This window comes from Variovorax boronicumulans (assembly GCF_029892485.1).
GTDB classification, from domain to species: Bacteria; Pseudomonadota; Gammaproteobacteria; order Burkholderiales; family Burkholderiaceae_C; genus Variovorax; species Variovorax boronicumulans_B.
In genome coordinates this window covers 267,437-285,560 of record NZ_JARXVG010000007.1, presented here as the reverse complement: position 1 = coordinate 285,560, position 18,124 = coordinate 267,437, and the positions used below count along the sequence as shown (strand labels likewise).

Sequence of the window (18,124 nt, the reverse complement as noted above, 5' to 3'; positions counted from 1 at the left end):
GGCACGGTGAGAAGATCGGCTTCCTTTGCAGCACGCGATCCATGAACGAAGATTTCCATCTCTACCTCGACAGCGCCGACCTGGCAGAGCTGAAGACCTGCCTGCCGCACCCCGTGGTGCACGGGGTGACGACCAACCCGACGCTGCTCAAGCGCGCGGGTGTCGGCCGGGGTGAAGTGCCCGGCCTGCTGAAGCGCTGCCTCGACCTGGGCGCCCGGCAGGTGCAGGCGCAGGTGTATTCGAGCGACGTCGACGGCATGCTCGAAGACGCGCGGGTGCTGCTCTCGCATTTCGACCGCGGCCAGCTGGTCGTGAAGATTCCCGCCACGCGCCAGGGCTTCGATGCCGGCGCGCGGCTCATCGCCGAGGGCGTTCCCGTGACGTGGACCGCCGTGTACGCGCCCGAGCAGGCGCACTTCGCGGCGCAGCTGGGCGGGGCCTATGCGGCGCCGTACCTCGGGCGGCTCGAAGACTCGGGCATCGACGGGCTCGCGCTGATCGCGCGGATGCAGTCGCTGGTCGCGCAGCGGCCCTCCTCGGGTACGCGCCTGCTGGTGGCGAGCATCCGCTCGCGCGAGGCGTACCTGTCGCTGCTTGCACTGGGCGTGGGCGCCATCACGATCCCGCCGCGCCTTTTTGCCGAACTGCTGGACCATCCGGCCACGCTGGCCGCCGAACGCGGTTTCCTCGCCGATGCCCAGGCTCTGCCGGACTGAAAAATCAAGAACCATGCGCATAGCACTCACGGGCGAAGCCCTCATCGATTTCACCGCCAGCGAGGCGGGCACCCTGGCGTTCCTCGGCCACGAGGGCGGCTCGCCGCTCAACACGGCCGTGGCTTGCGCGCGCCTCGGGGTGCACACGGGGTTTCTCACGCAGCTGTCGACCGACCTCTTCGGCGAGCGGCTGATGGGGTTCCTTGCGCGCAACGGCGTGGACACCAGCTTCATCCTGCGCAGCAATGCACCTTCGACGCTGGCCTTCGTCGAGCGCACGCCCAAGACCAACCGCTATGCGTTCTACACAGGCGGCAGCGCCGATGCGACTTGGTCGCCAGAGCCGCTGCCGCAGCTGCCGGCGGAGTGCCGCTTCCTGCACTTCGGATCGATCTCGCTGCTGCAGGAGCCGGCTTCCACGCGCATCGCCGAACTGGTCGCCGCCAATGCAGGGCGCTGCGTGATCGTGTTCGACCCCAACGTGCGGCCCAGCCTCATCCCCGACATGGCCGCCTTCCGCGATCGCGTGACGAACTGGATGGCGATGGCCGACCTCGTCAAGCTCAGCGACGAAGACGCCGAACTGCTCGCGCCCGGCCAGCCGGTCGATGCGCTGGCCGCCGATTGCCTGAAGGCCGGCGCGCGCGCGGTGATCGTCACGCGCGGTGGCGCGGGCGCCACGCTCTGGCGCACGGGGCACGCGCCGCTCACCGTGGCGGCGCCGCGCGTCACCGTGGTCGACACCATCGGCGCGGGCGACACCTTCACGGCCGGGCTCTCGGTGTCGCTGCTCGAACACGGCGTCGAGCATCCGGCCCAACTGGGCGAACTGAGCGACGAAGCATGGACGGAAGTGATGCGCTTCGCCGCCACCGCCGCCGCCCTGAACTGCACCCGCGAAGGGGCGGACCCACCCACCCTGGAAGCCGTTCACAACGCGCTCGCCCAGGCAGACAATTGAGGCCGTTCCGAGGTTCAGACTTCCTGCTGCCATGACGACGTCCACACGCAAGCGTTCGGTCCCCCGTCAGCGCCAACCCGAGCTGGAGCGCGACTTTGCGCGTTCGCCCTCGCTGGGCTACGAAGCCCCTGAAGAAACCGGCCTTGTGCGCTGCCTTGCGCATGGCTTTCCGAGCCCGCTGGTGCGATGGCACTTCCATGAAGATTACGAACTGCACCTGATCACCGAGACCTCGGGCAAGGCCTTCATCGGCGACTGGATCGGGCCGTTCCAGCCCGGGCACCTGGTGCTCTGCGGACCGCGGTTGCCGCACAACTGGATCTCGCTCGACGTGCCCGAAGGCGGCGCCGCCGGGCGCGACCGGGTGATCCAGTTCCGCCACGAGCCGATCGAGCTGGCTGCGGCCGAGATTCCCGAGCTGCGCGAAGTGATGCAGCTGCTGGAGCGCGCGCGCCACGGCATCGAGTTCTTCGGCATGTCGCAACAGGCGCAGGCGCACTGGGACAACATCAAGGCCGCGCGCGGCGCGCGCCGGCTCGGCCTGTTCCTCGAGTTCATGGCCGACCTCGCGCAATGCACCGACTACCGGCTGCTGTCCAGCGTGCAGATGCAAGGCGCGCAAGGCAGCGACGGCGATGCGCAGGTCGACCAGATCAACGAAGTCGTCAACCGCATCACCAACAACATGGCCGAGCCGATCGCGATGTCGGACGTGGCGGCCGAACTGGGCATGAGCGAGAGCCGCTTCAGCCGCTTCTTCCGGCGCTCGACCGGCAACAGCTTTACTGACTTCGTCAACCGCGTGCGCATCAACAGCGCCTGCCACCTGCTGATGCAGACCGACCACTACGTGACGGACATCTGCTACCAGGTCGGCTTCAACAACGTGGCGAATTTCAACCGGCGCTTTCTGGAGATCAAGGGCATGACGCCCAGCGAGTTCAGGCGCCAGGCCGACACCCGCTTCGGCTCGGGCATTTCTTCTTCGTAGTCAGAAAAGCAGGGAGTTCATCTTGTATCTGGGACTCGACCTCGGCACGTCCGAGCTCAAGGCGCTGTTGCTCGCCGACGATCACCGCATCGTCGGCGTGGCGCGCGCAGCACTCACGGTCGAACGGCCGCAACCGCTCTGGTCGGAGCAGGCGCCAAGTCAATGGTGGCAGGCGCTGGAGCAGGTCATGAAGGAGCTTCGCTGCGCGCATGCCGAAGCGCTGTCTGCCGTGCGGGCCATCGGCCTCTCGGGCCAGATGCATGGCGCGACGCTGCTCGATGCGGCGGGCGAGGTGCTGCGTCCGGCGATTCTCTGGAACGACGGGCGCAGCGGTGCGCAATGCGGCGAACTCACGCGCGCCGTGCCGCGCCTGGGCGAGATCGCTGGCAACCTCGCGATGCCCGGGTTCACCGCGCCCAAGCTCCTGTGGGTGCGCGAGCACGAGCCCGAGATCTTCAGGCGCACGGCGCGCGTGCTGCTGCCCAAGGATTGGCTGCGCTTCATGCTCAGCGGCGAGGCGGTCAGCGAGATGTCGGATGCGGCCGGCACGCTGTGGCTCGACGTAGGCGCGCGCGACTGGTCCGACGAACTGCTCGCGGCCACGGGGCTCACGCGCGACCACATGCCGCGGCTGGTCGAAGGCAGCGAGGTGTCGGCGAAGCTCAAGCCTGAGCTGGCTGCGCGCTGGGGCGTGGGCGATGGCGCGGTGCTGATCGCCGGTGGCGCGGGCGACAACGCGGCAAGCGCGGTTGGCATGGGGCTGGTCGAACCGGGGCAAGGTTTCGTGTCGCTGGGTACCTCGGGTGTGGTGTTCGTCTCGACCGATCGCTTCCTTCCGAATCCCGCGCAGGCGATGCATGCCTTCTGCCATGCGCTGCCCAAGCGTTGGCACCAGATGTCGGTGATGCTCTCGGCCGCGAGTGCGGTGAGCTGGGCTGCCAAGACGTTCAAGCTCACGGACGAGGCCGCGCTGCTCGAAGCGGCTGCATCGGTCTCGCTCGCGGACCGGGCGCGATGCCCGCTGTTCCTGCCGTACCTGTCGGGCGAACGCTCGCCACACAACAACCCGAATGCGCAGGGCGCGCTGTTCGGTCTCACGCATGCGCACGGCCCGGCGGAGATCGCCTATGCCGTGGCCGAGGGCGTGAGCTTCGGCCTGCGCGACGGCTTCGACACGCTGCGCCTGCCGGCCGACATGCCGCTGCGCGAAGTTGCGCTGGTGGGTGGGGGGGCGCGCAGTGTCTGGTGGGGCCAGTTGCTGGCCGACATCTTCCAGGTGCCGCTCACGCTCTATGCGGGCAGCGAGACGGGTGGGGCGCTCGGCGCGGCGCGGCTTGCGTGGCTGGCCGATGGCGGCGCCGTGGCCGAGGTGTGCACGCTGCCGCCAGTCAAGCAGCAACTGGCGCCTTCGTCCGAAGGGGTCGATGGGCACAAGACCCGGCATGCGCGATTCCAGGTGCTCTACATGGCGCTGCGCGATCAGTTTCGATAGCCGACACAAACCGGCCGCCCATAAAAAAACCCGTCGCAAGACGGGTTTTTTACTTTCGCGAAACACCGCGGAACCGGCTTTGCCGGGCCGCAGGTGTTGCCCCCGGTAGGGGGTTGGCGTAGCGGACACGAAGTGCCGCGCAGCCTGGGGGCGAGCCAAATCCCCCTGGGGGCGAGCGAAATTACATGCCCATGCCGCCCATGCCGCCCATGCCGCCCATGTCGGGCATGCCGCCGCCAGCGCCGGACTCGTCCTTGGGTGCGTCAGCAACCATGGCTTCGGTCGTCAGCAGCAGCGAGGACACCGAAGCGGCGTTCTGCAGTGCGGTGCGGGTGACCTTCGTCGGGTCCAGGATGCCCAGCTCGAGCATGTCGCCGTACGTGTCGTTCGCAGCATTGAAGCCGTAGTTGCCCGAACCGGCCAACACAGCGTTCACCACCACCGAGGCTTCGCCGCCGGCGTTGTTCACGATTTCGCGCAGGGGCGCTTCGATGGCCTTGAGCACCAGCTTGATGCCGGCTTCCTGGTCGGCGTTGTCGCCCTTGACCGAGTCGCCCACAGCTTGCTTGGCACGCAGCAGAGCCACGCCGCCGCCAGCCACAACGCCTTCTTCCACTGCAGCGCGGGTGGCGTGCAGGGCGTCTTCGACGCGAGCCTTCTTTTCCTTCATTTCGACTTCGGTGGCAGCGCCGACCTTGATCACTGCAACGCCGCCGGCCAGCTTGGCCACGCGCTCTTGCAGCTTTTCACGGTCGTAGTCGCTGGTCGCTTCTTCGATCTGAACGCGCACTTGCTTCACGCGGGCTTCGATGTCACCAGCAGCGCCGGAGCCGTCGATGATGATCGTGTTTTCCTTGCCCACTTCGATGCGCTTGGCTTGACCCAGGTCGGCCAGCGTCACCTTTTCGAGCGTGAGGCCCACTTCTTCAGCGATGACCTTGCCGCCCGTCAGGATGGCGATGTCTTCCAGCATGGCCTTGCGGCGGTCGCCGAAGCCAGGCGCCTTGACGGCCACGACCTTCAGGATGCCGCGGATCGTGTTCACGACCAGCGTAGCCAGGGCTTCGCCTTCGACTTCTTCGGCAATGATCAGCAGCGGACGGCCAGCCTTGGCGACTTGCTCCAGCACCGGCAGCAGGTCACGGATGTTGCTGATCTTCTTGTCGAACAGCAGCACGAAGGGGTTGTCCAACAGCGCCGATTGCTTCTCGGGGTTGTTGATGAAGTAGGGCGACAGGTAGCCGCGGTCGAACTGCATGCCTTCGACGACGTCCAGTTCGCTGTCCAGCGACTTGCCGTCTTCCACGGTGATCACGCCTTCCTTGCCGACCTTGTCCATCGCGTCAGCGATGAGCTTGCCGATGGTTTCGTCGCTGTTGGCCGAAATGGAGCCGACTTGCGCGATTTCCTTGGAGGTGGTGGTGGGCTTGGAAGCCTTCTTCAGCTCGGCGACCAGGGCCGTGACAGCCTTGTCGATGCCGCGCTTCAGGTCCATCGGGTTCATGCCGGCAGCCACCAGCTTGAAACCTTCGCGAACGATGGCTTGTGCCAGCACGGTCGCGGTGGTGGTGCCGTCACCGGCGTTGTCCGAAGTCTTGGAGGCCACTTCCTTCACGAGCTGGGCGCCCATGTTCTGCAGCTTGTCCTTGAGTTCGATTTCCTTGGCCACGGACACACCGTCCTTGGTCACGGTGGGGGCGCCGAACGAGCGCTCCAGAACCACGTTGCGACCCTTGGGGCCCAGGGTGACCTTGACTGCGTTGGCCAGGATGTTGACACCCTCGACCATGCGTGCGCGGGCTTCTCCGCCGAAGACTACGTCTTTTGCTGCCATGTTTATTTACTCCGAATGGATGGAATGGATTACTTCTCGACGACTGCGAACAGGTCGTCTTCCTTCATGACGAGCAATTCGTCACCGTCGACCTTGACGGTCTGGCCGCTGTACTTGCCGAACAGGACGCGGTCGCCGACCTTGACGGTCAGTGCGGTCAGTTCGCCCTTGTCGGTGCGCTTGCCCGGGCCCACGGCCAGGACTTCACCCTGATCGGGCTTTTCGGCGGCTGCGTCGGGGATGACGATGCCAGAGGCGGTCTTGGTTTCGCTGTCGATACGCTTGACGATCACGCGATCGGCCAAAGGACGAAGTTTCATTGCATCTCCTGGATATGGATAAGAAACGGGTTTTGTGGTCGGGTGCCGAACCGGGGCCGGCGACCCATCGACTGGAAGCGAGGGCTGTTAGCACTCGTCAGCAGCGAGTGCTAATCATAAGGGCATTCAGTGACGTTTCAAGGGCGGGGGTTGCTGCGGGCGGTCGCTTACAACTGGTCCGTGGGCACGAACCACGAGAAAAGCAGCAATTGCAGCCGGGTCAGCATGCTCGAATCCGGCTCGCTGTCGAGCACCTCGTTGTCGACGTCGCCAGTGCCGATCCACTGCACGTTCTGGCCGTCGGGCTTGAGCGCCACGCGGTAGACGCCCTCGATGTCGTCCAGCTGGTAGGCGAAAAGCAGCGCCTGCGTCAGGTCGAAGCTGCGCACGCGCACGCCGAACTCGGTGTTCAGCAGGGCCGAACGCGGGTCGAGGTTCATGGAGCCGAGCAGCACCCATTGGCGGTCCACCAGGGCCAGCTTGGCGTGAAGGCGACCGCGCGCCTTCTTCAGCAGGTCGCGAAACTGCCCGCTGCGGCGCAGCTGCTGGGTGCTGACCTCGTACAGGTTCACGCCCAGCTTGAGCATGTCGACGCGATAGCGGTTGTAGTTGATGTTGACCAGCGGCTCGTCGCTGTCGGCGAGCGAATTGGTGATCACGGTGATGTTGATCCCGTGCTCGCGTCCCATGCGGATCCGCGCCATGCCCTCGTCGCCCGGTATGAAATAGGGCGAGATCACCACCACGTTCGATTGGGCGGTGGCCAGCATCTCGTGAAAGCGCTGCGCCAGCGATTCGGTGGGATGCGCCATCACGCCCAGCGCCTTGTTGGGGCTGTCCGCGGTGGCGTTGGCTTCCGCGCGCATCCATTTCGCCTCGTCGATGTTCGCGAGCTGCACGGCCAGCGGCGGGTCGCCCAGCAGGTCGGTGGCGGCCAATGGATCGGGCGGCGGCGCATTGGCGGGGGAGGTGGCTTCCTCGAAGTCTGCCTTCAGTTTCTCGGGCGCGAGGGTGGTGCCGGCGACGCGCTGCAACGGGTAGACGACGTCGCTGTTCCAGTAGGTGTCGAAGACGGCGGCCGACTCCGGGACCACCGGGCCGGCCATGAGCAGTTCGAAGTCGATGAAGTTCGCGCTCTCGCTGCGCAGGAAATATTCGTCCGCCAGGTTGCGGCCGCCGGCGATGGCCATCGCCCCGTCGGCCACGAACAGCTTGTTGTGCATGCGGTGGTTGAGCCGCCGGAAATCGCCGAAGAACTCCAGCCACCGCCCGGACGAGTGATCGCGCAGGTTCACGAACGGGTTGAAGAGTCGCACTTGGGCATTGGGCTCCACGGCCAGGCCCAGCAGCAGGCGGTCCATGCCGGCCGTGTAGAAATCGTCCAGCAGCAGGCGCACGCGCACGCCGCGGCGCGCCGCGTTGCGCAGCTCCCGCAGCAGGAGCCGGCCGGTCTTGTCATTGCCGAGCTGATAGGTCTGCACGTCGAGAGAGGACTGGGCGCGCCGTATCAGTTCCAGCCGCGCATCGAGTGCATAGGAGGCTTCGATGAGCGGGCTGAGGCTGGAGAGCCCGTCGGGTGGCGTGTTCAGGCTGATGGCCGCGCGGCCGAGCGCGGTGGCGGGGGAGGCCGCGATGGCTGCGGTCGGCGGCTCGGGCGTGCGGGGCGGAAGCCCGGCGCAACCTGCCAGCACGAGGGCGATCAGCAGCAGGGCCGGTGCCCGCAGCGCAGGAATCAGAAGGGCAATGAGCTTGTGCATGAGGCCTGCCGGCACGGAGAAATGTGCCCGCGGCATCGTAGCCGCTCTGCCTTGCGCCCAGACGCAAATTCGCAACGCAACTCCCTGCGCCACGCCCGGAGATTGGGCAGATTGGAATTTTCTACCTACTAAAATGCGAATGCTTCTTAATTGACATTTGATAAACGCGTGGAGTGAGGCTGGAATGAAGAGGACGTTGGCGCGGCGCAGAGCCGTTTCGGTGCTGGTGGGATGCATGGCCATTTACATGCAGCACCAGGTGTTGGCACAGACGACAGCGCAGGGTTCGCTGCCCGAAGTGCGGGTCGATGCGAACGCCGAAGCCGAGACCGCCACGACGCCCGTCATCGGCTACCGCGCGAAGAACGCCGTCACCGCCACCAAGACCGACACGCCGCTGTCGGAAACGCCGCAGTCCGTGACCGTCGTGACGCGCGACCAGATCGTCGACCAGGGCGCGACCAACCTGCAGGACGCGCTCAACTACGCCGCCGGCGTGCGCTCCGACGCCTACGGGCTGGACTCGCGGACCGATTCCGTGCGTGTGCGCGGCGCCTACCCCGACGTCTACCTCGACGGCCTGCGCCAGGCCTACGGCTACTACACCAGCACCACCCGCACCGAGCCCTATACGCTGGAGCGGCTCGAAGTGTTACGCGGCCCCTCGGGCATGCTGTTCGGCGCGGGCACGGCCGCGGGCGTGGTCAACATGGTCAGCAAGCGGCCGCTGCAGGAGGCGCAGCGCGAAGTGGGCGTGCAGTTCGGCAGCTTCGGCCGCAAGCAGATCCAGGCCGACCTGACCGGGCCGCTCAATGCGGACGGTTCCCTGTCGTACCGGCTGATCGCGGTGCAGCGCAAGTCGGACACGCAGGTCGACTACGTGCCCGACGACCGCAGCCTGATCGCTCCCTCGCTGACCTGGCGGCCCAACGCAGCGACCTCGCTGACGCTGCAAGGCCTCTGGCAAAAAGACAAGAGCGGCAGCAGCTCGCAGTTCCTGCCGTGGGAAGGCACCTTGCTGCCGAACCCGAACGGGCGCCTGCCGGCGAGCCGCTTCATCGGCGAGCCGGGCGATTTCTACAACAGCGAGCGCAAGACCTTCGGCTGGCTGTTCGAGCACAAATTCAACGACAACTGGACCGTGCGGCAGAACTTCCGCTATGCACAGAACGAAAACGCCAACCAGTACCACTATGGCGCCGCGTTCAGCGGTTTCGACAGCTGGTCGAGCGACCCGGTCTCCAAGCGCGTGCTAGGCCGTTACTTCGACAACCAGCTGACCCTCAACCGCACCCAGACGCTGGACAACCACGTCGAAGGCCATTTCCAGACCGGCGCCCTCAAGCACACGCTGCTCATCGGCGCGGATTTCGCGCGCCAGCGCGAGAACGTCTGGAGCGGCACCACCGTCGACATCATCGACGTCTACGCACCCGTCTACGGCCACCGCGACGTGCCCGAGGCCGTGGCGCTGCCGCGCACCCGCCAGCGCCAGACCGGCCTGTACCTGCAGGACCAGATCAAGCTGGACAACTGGATCTTCGTTGCCGGCCTGCGCCACGACAAGGCCGTGTCCAGCGCCGCCGGCAGCGACGAGCAGAAGAGCAGCGCCACCACCAAGCGCTTCGGCCTGATGTATGCCTCGCCCTCGGGCTGGTCGCCCTACGTGAGCTACAGCGAGTCGTTCACGCCGCAGTCGCCGCGCCAGGGACGCATCTTCACGCCGCTGCGCGGCGAGCAGTGGGAAGTGGGCGTGAAATACGAGCCCAAGGACCGCGCCGTGGCCTTCAGCGCCGCGGTGTACGACCTGCGCGAGAAGAACCAGATCGTCGAGGAACAGCCGAACGTGTTCTCGCAGCGCGGACTCACCAGGACCAAGGGCCTGGAGCTCGAAGCCAAGGGCTCGATCGGTCGCGACCTCGACCTGATCGCCCACTACAACTACATCGATGCCGATGCGCAGATCGAAGGCCTGCCCAAGCACCAGGCGAGCGTCTGGGCCAAGTACAGGTTCTCCATTGGCGGCGCGAGCGGCTTCTCGGCCGGCGCCGGCGTGCGTGCGATGAGTTCGTTCCGCGATGTCCAGTTCGGCACCGGCCCCCGCATCCCGGGCGTCGTCCTGGCCGACCTGGTGTTCGCCTACGACACCGCGAGCTGGCGCTATGCGCTCAACATCAACAACGTGACGGACAAGAAGTACTTCTCTACCTGCCTGTCGCGCGGTGACTGCTGGTACGGTTCGCGCCGCAACATCGTCGCGAGCGCAACCTACCGCTTCTGAACCCCGCCTTCAACGAACAGAGCCAAGACGACATGAACAGCCGAAAGATCAAGACCTGGGCCTGGGTGCACAAGTGGAGCAGCCTCGTGTGCACGGTGTTCATGCTGCTGCTGTGCATCACCGGGCTGCCGCTGATCTTCCATCACGAGATCGGGCACCTGCTGGGCACCGAGGTCGAGGCGCCGAAGATGCCGGCCGACACGCCGCGCATCAGCCTGGACAAGGTGCTGGACATCGCCAAGGCCAAGCACCCCGACCGCGTCGTGCAGTTCGCCTCGCAGCCCGAGGACGACGACGGCCTGTGGTTCGTCACGCTCACGCCCACGCCGGCGCCCACCGATGACTTCAAGTCGGTCGCGGTCGACGCGCGCACAGGCGTGGTGCTGGCGCAGCCCAAGTTCGACGAGGGCTTCATGTACGTGATGTTCAAGCTGCACGTCGACCTCTTCGCGGGGCTTCCTGGCAAGCTGTTCCTGGGCTTCATGGGGCTCCTGCTGCTGGTGGCCATCGTCTCGGGCGTGGTGCTGTATTCGCCCTTCATGCGAAAGCTCGACTTCGGCACCGTGCGGCGCGAGAAGCGCCCGCGCCTGAAGTGGCTCGACCTGCACAACCTGCTGGGCATCGTCACGCTGGTGTGGTTGTTCGTGGTGGGCTCCACCGGCATGATCAACACGTGGGCCGACCTGGTCATCAAATACTGGCAGTACGACCAGCTCAGCACGCTGCTCGCGCCCTACAAGGGCGAGCCGACGGTGCCGGTGGCCGAGCGCGGCTCGGTGCAGCGCTCGATGGATGTGGCCATGCAGCGCGCGCCCGGCACGAAGCTGTCGTTCATCGCGTTCCCGGGCACGGCGTTCTCGAGCCCGCACCACACGACCTTCTTCATGCGCGGCAACGAGCCCTTCACTTCGAAGCTGCTGCAGCCGGTGCTGGTCGACGCGAAGACCACCGAGATCACGGCGGCGCCGAAGCTGCCGTGGTACCTGACGGCGCTCCTGGTGTCGCAGCCGCTGCACTTCGGCGACTACGGCGGCATGCCGATGCAGATCCTCTGGGCGCTGCTGGACATCGCGACCATCATCGTGCTGGGCAGCGGGCTCTATCTGTGGCTCAAGCGCGGCAACACCGTGCCTGCGAAGACGCCTGCGGCCTCACCCGCCCTGGAGCGCGCGCCACCTGCGGCATCAGGCCAGCAGCCCGACCCGGCACCGGCCATGAAGGTGCAGGCATGACGACGCACCACAAGACGCCGCACCAATCCTTCTGGCGCATGTGGGGCTGGCCGATCGTGCTCGGCGTGCTGACGACGGTTGGCCTCATTTCCGCGCTGTTCAGCGACGGCGGATTCGGCGACATGCTGGCCTGGGTTGCATTGGGAATTCCGGTCGCGGTGTGCGCCTGGTACGGTTGGCGCCGGTCGCCCAAAAGCTAGTCGCACGCCGGTCGTTCTCGTCGGGTTCTCGCTAGGCGAGGGCGTTGGCGTGCCAACGCAGAATCGATGCAATGAATACTGCACCCGCCCGCGTTGTCCGACTGTTGCTGTTGGGCGTTCCATTTGCAGCGCACGCCCAGCCGGCGCCAACGGCCGAAGCGGCAACGGGCCAACTGCCGGCAATCACGGTCTCCACGCCGCGCGGCCAGGTCGCGCCCTTCAACGTGCCCGGCTCGGTCGACCGGGTCGAAGGCGAGGAGATGCGCGACAGCCGCCTGCAGGTGAACCTCTCCGAAAGCCTCGGTGCGGTGCCCGGGCTGCAGGTGCAGAACCGGCTGAACTACGCGCAGGACCTGCAGCTGTCGATCCGCGGCTTCGGCGCGCGCTCGACCTTCGGCGTGCGCGGCGTGCGGCTCTATGTCGATGGCATTCCGGCCACGCTGCCCGATGGGCAAGGGCAGACGTCGAACATCGACATCGGCTCCCTCGACCGTGTCGAGGTGCTGCGCGGGCCATTCTCGGCGCTCTACGGCAATTCATCGGGTGGGGTGCTGCAGGCCTTCACCGCGTCGGGGGAGGGCGCGCCGCGTCTTTCCTATTCCGCGGCCGGCGGCAGCTTCGGCACCTGGCGGCAGTCGCTGCAGTTGAGCGGATCGCAGGGCGCGGTCGACTATCTGCTCGGCGCGAGCCGGTTCCACACCGACGGCTGGCGCGAGCACAGCGCCGCGCGGCGCGACATCGCCAACGGCAAGCTGGGCATTGCGCTGGACAACGGGGACAAGCTCACGCTCGTGTTCAACAGCGTGCGCGTCGATGCGCAGGACCCGTTGGGCCTGACCGCCGATCAATACGCACTCGCGCCACGCAACGCACCGCTCGCGACGCAGTACGACACGCGCAAGACGGTCGAGCAGACGCAGCTGGGCCTGCTCTACGAGCGGCGCATCGACGCGACGCAGGGCTTGCGGCTCATGGTCTACGGCGGCGAACGCAAGACCACGCAGTACCAGTCGATCCCGCCCTCGGCCCAGCAGAACCCGCTGCATGCGGGTGGCGTGATCGATCTCTCGCGGCAGTACGGCGGCGTCGACCTGCGCTGGACCGCCGCGCTGCAGCTGGCCGACCGGCCGCTCGACGTGGTGGCGGGCCTGGGCTACGACAGCCTGCGCGAACGCCGCCGCGGCTACGAGAACTACCTCGGCCGCGTGGCGACCCTGGTGCTGGGCGTGCAGGGACGGCTGCGCCGCAGCGAGCGCAACGAAGTCTGGAACCTCGACCCCTACGCGCAGGCCACCTGGCGCTTCACCGACCGCTGGACGCTGGAGGCCGGCGTGCGCCGCAGCAGCGTGCACTTCAGTTCCCACGACGGCTACATCGTGGGCGCGAATCGCGACGACAGCGGCACCGCGCGCTACAGCAAGACGCTGCCAGTTGCATCGCTGCGCTACCAGGCGACGCCGGATCTCGCGCTCTATGGCTCCATCGGCCGCGGGTTCGAGACGCCGACGCTCAACGAACTCTCGTACCGTTCGGGCGGTGCGAGCGGCCTCAACTTCGCGCTGCGGCCATCGGTGAACGACAGCATCGAACTGGGCGCGAAGGCGCGGCTCGCCGGCGGGCTGCTGACGGCGGCGCTGTTCCAGACCCGCACGCGCGACGAGATCGTGACCGACACCAACGTCGGCGGCCGCGCCACCTTCCAGAACGCGGGCCGCACGCGGCGCAACGGCTTCGAACTGGGCTGGCAGCACGAGACGTCGAACCACTGGCGCACGCAACTGGCCTACACGTGGCTCGATGCGACATACCGCGATGCCTTCTGCTCGCCGTCGCCTTGCGCGGCGGCCAACACGGTGGCCGGCGGCAACCGCATTCCGGGCATCGCACGGCAGTCGCTGTTCGCGTCGCTGGGCTGGGTGCCGCCCGAGGGCTGGCGCGCCGGCGTCGAGATGCGCGCGCTCGGGCGCATCCAGGCGAACGACGTCAACACCGCGAGCGCGCCGGGCTATGCCGTCGCGGCGCTGTATGCGGGCTATCTGAAGAAATGGGAGCGCTGGGAGTTCAACGCCTTCGCGCGTGTCGACAACCTGTTCGACCGGCGCTACGTGGGCTCGGTCATCGTCAACGAGGGCAATGCGCGCTATCCCGAGCCTGCGCCGGGCCGTAACTGGACGGTGGGTCTGAGCGGTGCGTACCGCTTCTGAAGGCCCACCGTTCCTTCGTTCTTACTTGAGGCCGGCCGCTGCGCGCAGGGCAGCAGCTTGCGTCGTCGCTTCCCAGGTGAACTCGGGCTCTTCTCGGCCGAAGTGGCCGTAGGCGGCGGTCTTCTGGTAGATCGGGCGCAGCAGGTCGAGCATCTGGATGATGCCCTTCGGACGCAGGTCGAAGTGCTCGCGCACCAGTTCGGCGATCTTGTCGTCGGGGATGAGGCCCGTGCCTTCGGTGTAGACCGTGATGTTCATCGGCTCGGCCACGCCGATCGCGTAGGCCACCTGGATCTGGCACTGGCGCGCGATGCCGGCGGCCACGATGTTCTTGGCCACGTAGCGCGCGGCATAGGCGGCCGAGCGGTCGACCTTCGACGGGTCCTTGCCCGAGAACGCACCGCCGCCGTGCGGGCACGCCCCGCCGTAGGTGTCGACGATGATCTTGCGGCCGGTGAGGCCGCAGTCGCCCTGCGGGCCGCCGATGACGAAGCGGCCGGTCGGGTTGATCAGGTAGCGCGTGTCCTTGAGCCATTCCTTGGGCAGCACGGGCTTGATGATCTCTTCGATGATGGCTTCGTTGAACGAGGCCTTCATCTTGGTCGAGGTCTCGCTCTGGTCGGGGCTGTGCTGGGTGGAGAGCACCACGGTGTCGATGCTGTGGGGCTTGCCGTCCACGTAGCGCATCGTGACCTGGCTCTTGGCGTCGGGGCGCAGGAACGGCAGGCGGCCGTCCTTGCGCAGCTGGGCCTGGCGTTCCACGAGGCGGTGCGCGTAGTAGATCGGCGCGGGCATCAGCTCGGGCGTTTCGTCGCAGGCGTAGCCGAACATCAGGCCCTGGTCGCCGGCGCCGGTGTTCAGGTGGTCGTCGGAGGCATGGTCCACGCCCTGGGCGATGTCGTTGGACTGCTTGTCGTAGCAGACCATCACCGCGCAGCCCTTGTAGTCGATGCCGTACTCGGTGTTGTCGTAGCCGATGCGCTTGATGGTGTCGCGCGCGACCTGGATGTAGTCGACGTGCGCGTTGGTGGTGATTTCGCCGGCGAGCACCACGAGGCCGGTGTTGGTCAGCGTCTCGGCGGCCACGCGGCTGCGCGGGTCCTGCTCGAAGATCGCGTCCAGGATGGCATCCGAGATCTGGTCGGCGACCTTGTCGGGGTGGCCTTCGGAAACGGATTCGGAAGTGAAGAGGAAGTCGTTCGCCATTTGTTCAAAGCTCCTTGAAGTGGATTGGCGCGTTGCCAACTCTGCGGAGCCCTGGCGAACGCTTTAGCAGATGCCGAGGAATCGGCGGGGCACAATCGCTTTGCGCTTGTGTTTGTCGCCCTGCAAGTTGTTCCGTAACTCGGCGACAATTTGCATTCTATTCGAGCCGCTCATTACCATGCGCGCGCGTCCTGTTTTTGACTCCCCTCCCGTTTCAATGATCACCCTGTTTCGCCTGCTTGCCCGCGTGCCGATGCCTTTGATGCATCGCCTGGGCGCCATGCTGGGCTGGCTGGTCTGGTTCTGCGCGCCGGACTACCGGCGCCGCTTCAAGGCCAACGCCGAAAGCGCGGGTTTCGCACCCGCCCAATACCGTCCCGCCATCGCCGCAGCCGGCCACATGGCTTCCGAGCTGCCCTGGCTGTGGCTGCGCCCGCAGGGCGAGAGCGTGCTGCCGCGCGTGGTGCGCTGGGAAGGCGTCGAGGCCTTCGAGGCCGCCATGCGGGCCAAGAAGGGCGTGATCCTGGTCGCGCCCCACCTGGGCAGCTGGGAGATGTGCGGCCAGGCGATCGGCGAGCGTTTCTTCGAGGCCTTCGGGCCGATCACCGCGCTGTTTCGCCCGGCGCGCAAGAAGTGGATGGCCGACCTGATCGCGGCAGGCTCGCGCGACCGCCCCGGCCTGCAGACGCTGCCGACCAACAACACCGGCGTGCGCGGCCTGATCCGCACGCTGCGCAGCGGCGGCTACACCGGCATCCTGCCCGACCAGGTGCCGCCGCAGGGCCAGGGCGTCTGGGTGCCGTTCCTCGGCCGGCCCGCCTACACCATGACCTTGCTCCCTCGACTCGCGCAGCAGACCGGCGCGGCCTGTTTCCTCAGCGTGTGCGAGCGGCTGCCGCGCGGCGCGGGCTACGTGATCCGCTTCGAGCCCATCGTGGGCACGGCGCTGACCGATCCGACGGCCACCGTCGAAGATGCGGCCGCGGCGATGAACGACGGCATCGGCCGCCTGATCCGCAGCCTGCCCGGCCAGTACGTCTGGGACTACGCGCGCTTCAAGGAGCCGCGTGCCGACCGGGCCGTTGCAGCCGCCACCGGGGAGCAGACGCCATGAGCCTCAGCTCACGCCTGGGCATCGGCTTCATGCGGGTGCTGGCGCCGCTGCCCCTGCCGCTGGTGCGCGGCTTCAGCAGGATCCTCGGCCACTTGCTGCACACCGTGGCCCTGCCGCGGCGGCGCGTGGTCGACAGGAACCTGGCCCTTTGCTTCCCCGGGAAATCGGCGGCCGAGCGCCGCGCCATCGCGCGCGAGACCTTCGTCTTCGTCGCGCAGTCGTGGCTGGACCGCAGCTGGCTCTGGCACGCGCCGGAGAAGGTGGTGGCGAGCCGTCTGAAGATCGTGGGCTCGGCGTCCGAAATCGCGGAGATCGCCGAGGGCGACGCGCCGATGATCCTGTTCGCGCCGCACTTCTACGGCCTCGATGCCGCGGCCACCGCGCTGACCATGCACACGGCACGCCCCTCGGCCACGATCTACACGACCCAGCGCGACCCGATGGTGGACGCCTGGATCCGCGAAGGCCGCACCCGCTTTGGCGACGTGGCGGCGCTCAACCGGGTGGACGGCATCAAGCCGGTGCTCTCGGGCCTGCGCAAGGGTGGCCTGCTGTACCTGCTGCCCGACATGGACTTCGGCCGCGACCAGACGATCTTCGTGCCGTTCTACGGCGTGCAGGCCGCGACCGTGCCTTCGCTGTCGCGCTTCGCGCGGCTGGGCAAGGCCAAGGTGGTGCCGGTGGTGGCGAAGCTCACGCCCGGCGGCTACGAGATCGAGGTGAAGGCTGCGTGGCAGAACTTCCCGACCGACGACGTCGAAGCCGATACCGCGCTGATGAATGAGCGGCTGCAGGGCTACATCGACGCGATGCCGTCCCAGTACTACTGGGTGCACCGCCGGTTCAAGACCCGCCCCGAAGGCGAGCCGAATATCTACTGATTACGCGTTGCGCTGCAAGAAGGCCTCGATCTCGCGCGCGACCAGTTGGGGCTGCTCATGCACGATCCAGTGGGTCGCGTTGGGCACCTTCTTGACCTCGAGCTTCGGCACGTATTCCTCGAGCCCTTCGAGCAGGCCCGGCAGCAGCGCCGCGTCGTCCAGCGCCCAGAACACGAAGGTCGGCACGTTCACCGTGAGCCGCTCGTGCGGCAGCACCGGAATGCCATCGATGGTCTGGCCCGGCAGCGGCGGCTTCATCGGCGTCACGCGGTAGAGGTTGCAGGCACCGGTGAGGCCCGCGCTCCAGACCTCGCGGTACTGCTGTTTCACTTCTTCGGTGAGCCAGCCGAAGCCGTCGGGGCCGGCCTTCATCAGCGTGAAGAAGGGCCACATGCGCTTGAAGTCGTCGGCCGCGAGCAGCCCTTCGGCATCCGGACGCGCAAGGAAGTTCATGTACGCGCTGGCCTGCTGCTGCGCCGCGCTGTTGCGCAGCTCGCGGGTGAAGGTGCCCGGGTGCGGCGAATTGATGATGACCAGCTTGCCGATCTGCTCCGGGAACGCGTTGGCGTACCCCCAGGCGAAGGCGCCGCCCCAGTCGTGGGCGACGAGCGCGGACATCGTGCCGTCCGTGCTTTCTGTGGCAACCAGCTGCTGGATGTCCTGGATCAGCAGGTGGGCCTTGTACGCGGCCACCTCGGTCGGTGAACTCGATTTCTCAAAGCCGCGCAGGTTGGGCGCCACGCAGCGGTAGCCGCCGTGGGCCGGGTCCGCGAAGTATTCGAGCAGTTCGTCCCAGATGAACGCGGCCTCGGGAAAGCCGTGCAGGAACACCATCAGCGGCCGGCCCGGCTTGCCCGTGGCGCGGCAGCTCAGGGTGGTGCCGTTGGGCAGGCTGCGTTGGAAGGTCTCGATCATGCTTCGTGTCTCCTTGGGTT

Annotated in this window: 15 protein-coding genes; 10 read left to right on the top strand and 5 right to left on the bottom strand. The window is 67.0% G+C overall.

The window, feature by feature from the left end; translation table 11 throughout:
• Window positions 1-41: 41 nt before the first annotated feature.
• Genes M2282_RS18795 through xylB form a run of 4 tightly spaced genes read left to right on the top strand, consistent with a single transcriptional unit; the run spans window position 42 to window position 4,160 of the window.
• Window positions 42-716 (top strand): transaldolase family protein, encoded by a 675-nt coding sequence (locus M2282_RS18795; RefSeq protein ID WP_280810289.1) that lies wholly within the window; start codon window positions 42-44, stop codon window positions 714-716.
• A 13-nt stretch (window positions 717-729) separates the two neighbouring features.
• Window positions 730-1,677: a carbohydrate kinase family protein gene (locus M2282_RS18790; RefSeq protein WP_280810288.1), complete on the top strand. Its 948-nt coding sequence runs from the start codon at window positions 730-732 to the stop codon at window positions 1,675-1,677.
• A gap of 31 nt (window positions 1,678-1,708) precedes the next feature.
• Entirely contained in the window at window positions 1,709-2,668 is a 960-nt protein-coding gene (locus M2282_RS18785) for an AraC family transcriptional regulator (protein WP_280810287.1), read from the top strand.
• A 22-nt stretch (window positions 2,669-2,690) separates the two neighbouring features.
• On the top strand, window positions 2,691-4,160 hold the full coding sequence (gene xylB, locus M2282_RS18780; protein WP_280810286.1) for a xylulokinase: 1,470 nt from the start codon (window positions 2,691-2,693) through the stop codon (window positions 4,158-4,160).
• Window positions 4,161-4,341: 181 nt separating this feature from the next.
• On the opposite strand, the gene groL is transcribed toward xylB, so the two are convergent.
• The 3 genes from groL to M2282_RS18765 form a co-directional block, all read right to left on the bottom strand.
• Window positions 4,342-5,994 (bottom strand): chaperonin GroEL, encoded by a 1,653-nt coding sequence (gene groL, locus M2282_RS18775; RefSeq protein WP_280810285.1) that lies wholly within the window; start codon window positions 5,992-5,994, stop codon window positions 4,342-4,344.
• Between the two features lie 29 nt (window positions 5,995-6,023).
• Window positions 6,024-6,314: a co-chaperone GroES gene (groES, locus tag M2282_RS18770; RefSeq protein ID WP_042579050.1), complete on the bottom strand. Its 291-nt coding sequence runs from the start codon at window positions 6,312-6,314 to the stop codon at window positions 6,024-6,026.
• A gap of 167 nt (window positions 6,315-6,481) precedes the next feature.
• A complete protein-coding gene (locus M2282_RS18765) occupies window positions 6,482-8,071 on the bottom strand; it encodes a phospholipase D family protein (protein ID WP_280810284.1) in 1,590 nt (529 codons plus the stop codon).
• Window positions 8,072-8,255: 184 nt separating this feature from the next.
• Between M2282_RS18765 and M2282_RS18760 the strand changes: the two genes are divergently transcribed.
• From M2282_RS18760 to M2282_RS18745, 4 genes are all read left to right on the top strand, one after another.
• Window positions 8,256-10,352, top strand: a complete 2,097-nt coding sequence (locus M2282_RS18760) for a TonB-dependent siderophore receptor (protein ID WP_280810283.1) — start codon at window positions 8,256-8,258, stop codon at window positions 10,350-10,352.
• 32 nt (window positions 10,353-10,384) lie between these two features.
• The gene (locus M2282_RS18755) at window positions 10,385-11,584 is read left to right on the top strand and encodes a PepSY-associated TM helix domain-containing protein (RefSeq protein ID WP_280810282.1); all 1,200 of its coding nucleotides are present in this window, start codon (window positions 10,385-10,387) and stop codon (window positions 11,582-11,584) included.
• Window positions 11,581-11,784, top strand: coding sequence for a hypothetical protein (locus M2282_RS18750; protein WP_280810281.1), 204 nt, complete (start codon window positions 11,581-11,583; stop codon window positions 11,782-11,784). The genes M2282_RS18755 and M2282_RS18750 overlap by 4 nt, the downstream gene beginning before the upstream one ends.
• Window positions 11,785-11,855: 71 nt before the next feature.
• A complete protein-coding gene (locus M2282_RS18745) occupies window positions 11,856-13,988 on the top strand; it encodes a TonB-dependent receptor (protein WP_280810280.1) in 2,133 nt (710 codons plus the stop codon).
• 21 nt (window positions 13,989-14,009) lie between these two features.
• Here M2282_RS18745 and metK read toward each other — a convergent pair whose 3' ends face one another.
• Window positions 14,010-15,194, bottom strand: a complete 1,185-nt coding sequence (gene metK, locus M2282_RS18740) for a methionine adenosyltransferase (protein ID WP_280810279.1) — start codon at window positions 15,192-15,194, stop codon at window positions 14,010-14,012.
• 217 nt (window positions 15,195-15,411) lie between these two features.
• On the opposite strand from metK, the gene M2282_RS18735 reads away from it, so the two are divergent.
• Together M2282_RS18735 and M2282_RS18730 are read left to right on the top strand one after the other, a co-directional pair.
• Complete coding sequence (locus tag M2282_RS18735) at window positions 15,412-16,308, top strand: lysophospholipid acyltransferase family protein (protein WP_280810278.1); 897 nt, start codon at window positions 15,412-15,414, stop codon at window positions 16,306-16,308.
• Entirely contained in the window at window positions 16,305-17,189 is an 885-nt protein-coding gene (locus M2282_RS18730) for a lipid A biosynthesis acyltransferase (RefSeq protein ID WP_280810277.1), read from the top strand. The genes M2282_RS18735 and M2282_RS18730 overlap by 4 nt, the downstream gene beginning before the upstream one ends.
• On the opposite strand, the gene M2282_RS18725 is transcribed toward M2282_RS18730, so the two are convergent.
• Window positions 17,190-18,104, bottom strand: a complete 915-nt coding sequence (locus M2282_RS18725) for an alpha/beta fold hydrolase (RefSeq protein ID WP_280810276.1) — start codon at window positions 18,102-18,104, stop codon at window positions 17,190-17,192.
• Window positions 18,105-18,124: the final 20 nt, after the last annotated feature.

Excerpts from the sequence above, each read along its gene's own strand:
- M2282_RS18750 (WP_280810281.1), top strand. The coding sequence starts at position 11,581 with ATGACGACGCACCACAAGACGCCGCACCAATCCTTCTGGCGCATGTGG.
- M2282_RS18725 (WP_280810276.1), bottom strand. The coding sequence starts at position 18,104 with ATGATCGAGACCTTCCAACGCAGCCTGCCCAACGGCACCACCCTGAGC.
- M2282_RS18765 (WP_280810284.1), bottom strand. The coding sequence starts at position 8,071 with ATGCACAAGCTCATTGCCCTTCTGATTCCTGCGCTGCGGGCACCGGCC.
- metK (WP_280810279.1), bottom strand. The coding sequence starts at position 15,194 with ATGGCGAACGACTTCCTCTTCACTTCCGAATCCGTTTCCGAAGGCCAC.
- M2282_RS18760 (WP_280810283.1), top strand. The coding sequence starts at position 8,256 with ATGAAGAGGACGTTGGCGCGGCGCAGAGCCGTTTCGGTGCTGGTGGGA.
- M2282_RS18790 (WP_280810288.1), top strand. The coding sequence starts at position 730 with ATGCGCATAGCACTCACGGGCGAAGCCCTCATCGATTTCACCGCCAGC.
- M2282_RS18745 (WP_280810280.1), top strand. The coding sequence starts at position 11,856 with ATGAATACTGCACCCGCCCGCGTTGTCCGACTGTTGCTGTTGGGCGTT.
- M2282_RS18755 (WP_280810282.1), top strand. The coding sequence starts at position 10,385 with ATGAACAGCCGAAAGATCAAGACCTGGGCCTGGGTGCACAAGTGGAGC.
- M2282_RS18730 (WP_280810277.1), top strand. The coding sequence starts at position 16,305 with ATGAGCCTCAGCTCACGCCTGGGCATCGGCTTCATGCGGGTGCTGGCG.
- M2282_RS18785 (WP_280810287.1), top strand. The coding sequence starts at position 1,709 with ATGACGACGTCCACACGCAAGCGTTCGGTCCCCCGTCAGCGCCAACCC.
- M2282_RS18735 (WP_280810278.1), top strand. The coding sequence starts at position 15,412 with ATGATCACCCTGTTTCGCCTGCTTGCCCGCGTGCCGATGCCTTTGATG.
- groL (WP_280810285.1), bottom strand. The coding sequence starts at position 5,994 with ATGGCAGCAAAAGACGTAGTCTTCGGCGGAGAAGCCCGCGCACGCATG.
- M2282_RS18795 (WP_280810289.1), top strand. The coding sequence starts at position 42 with ATGAACGAAGATTTCCATCTCTACCTCGACAGCGCCGACCTGGCAGAG.
- groES (WP_042579050.1), bottom strand. The coding sequence starts at position 6,314 with ATGAAACTTCGTCCTTTGGCCGATCGCGTGATCGTCAAGCGTATCGAC.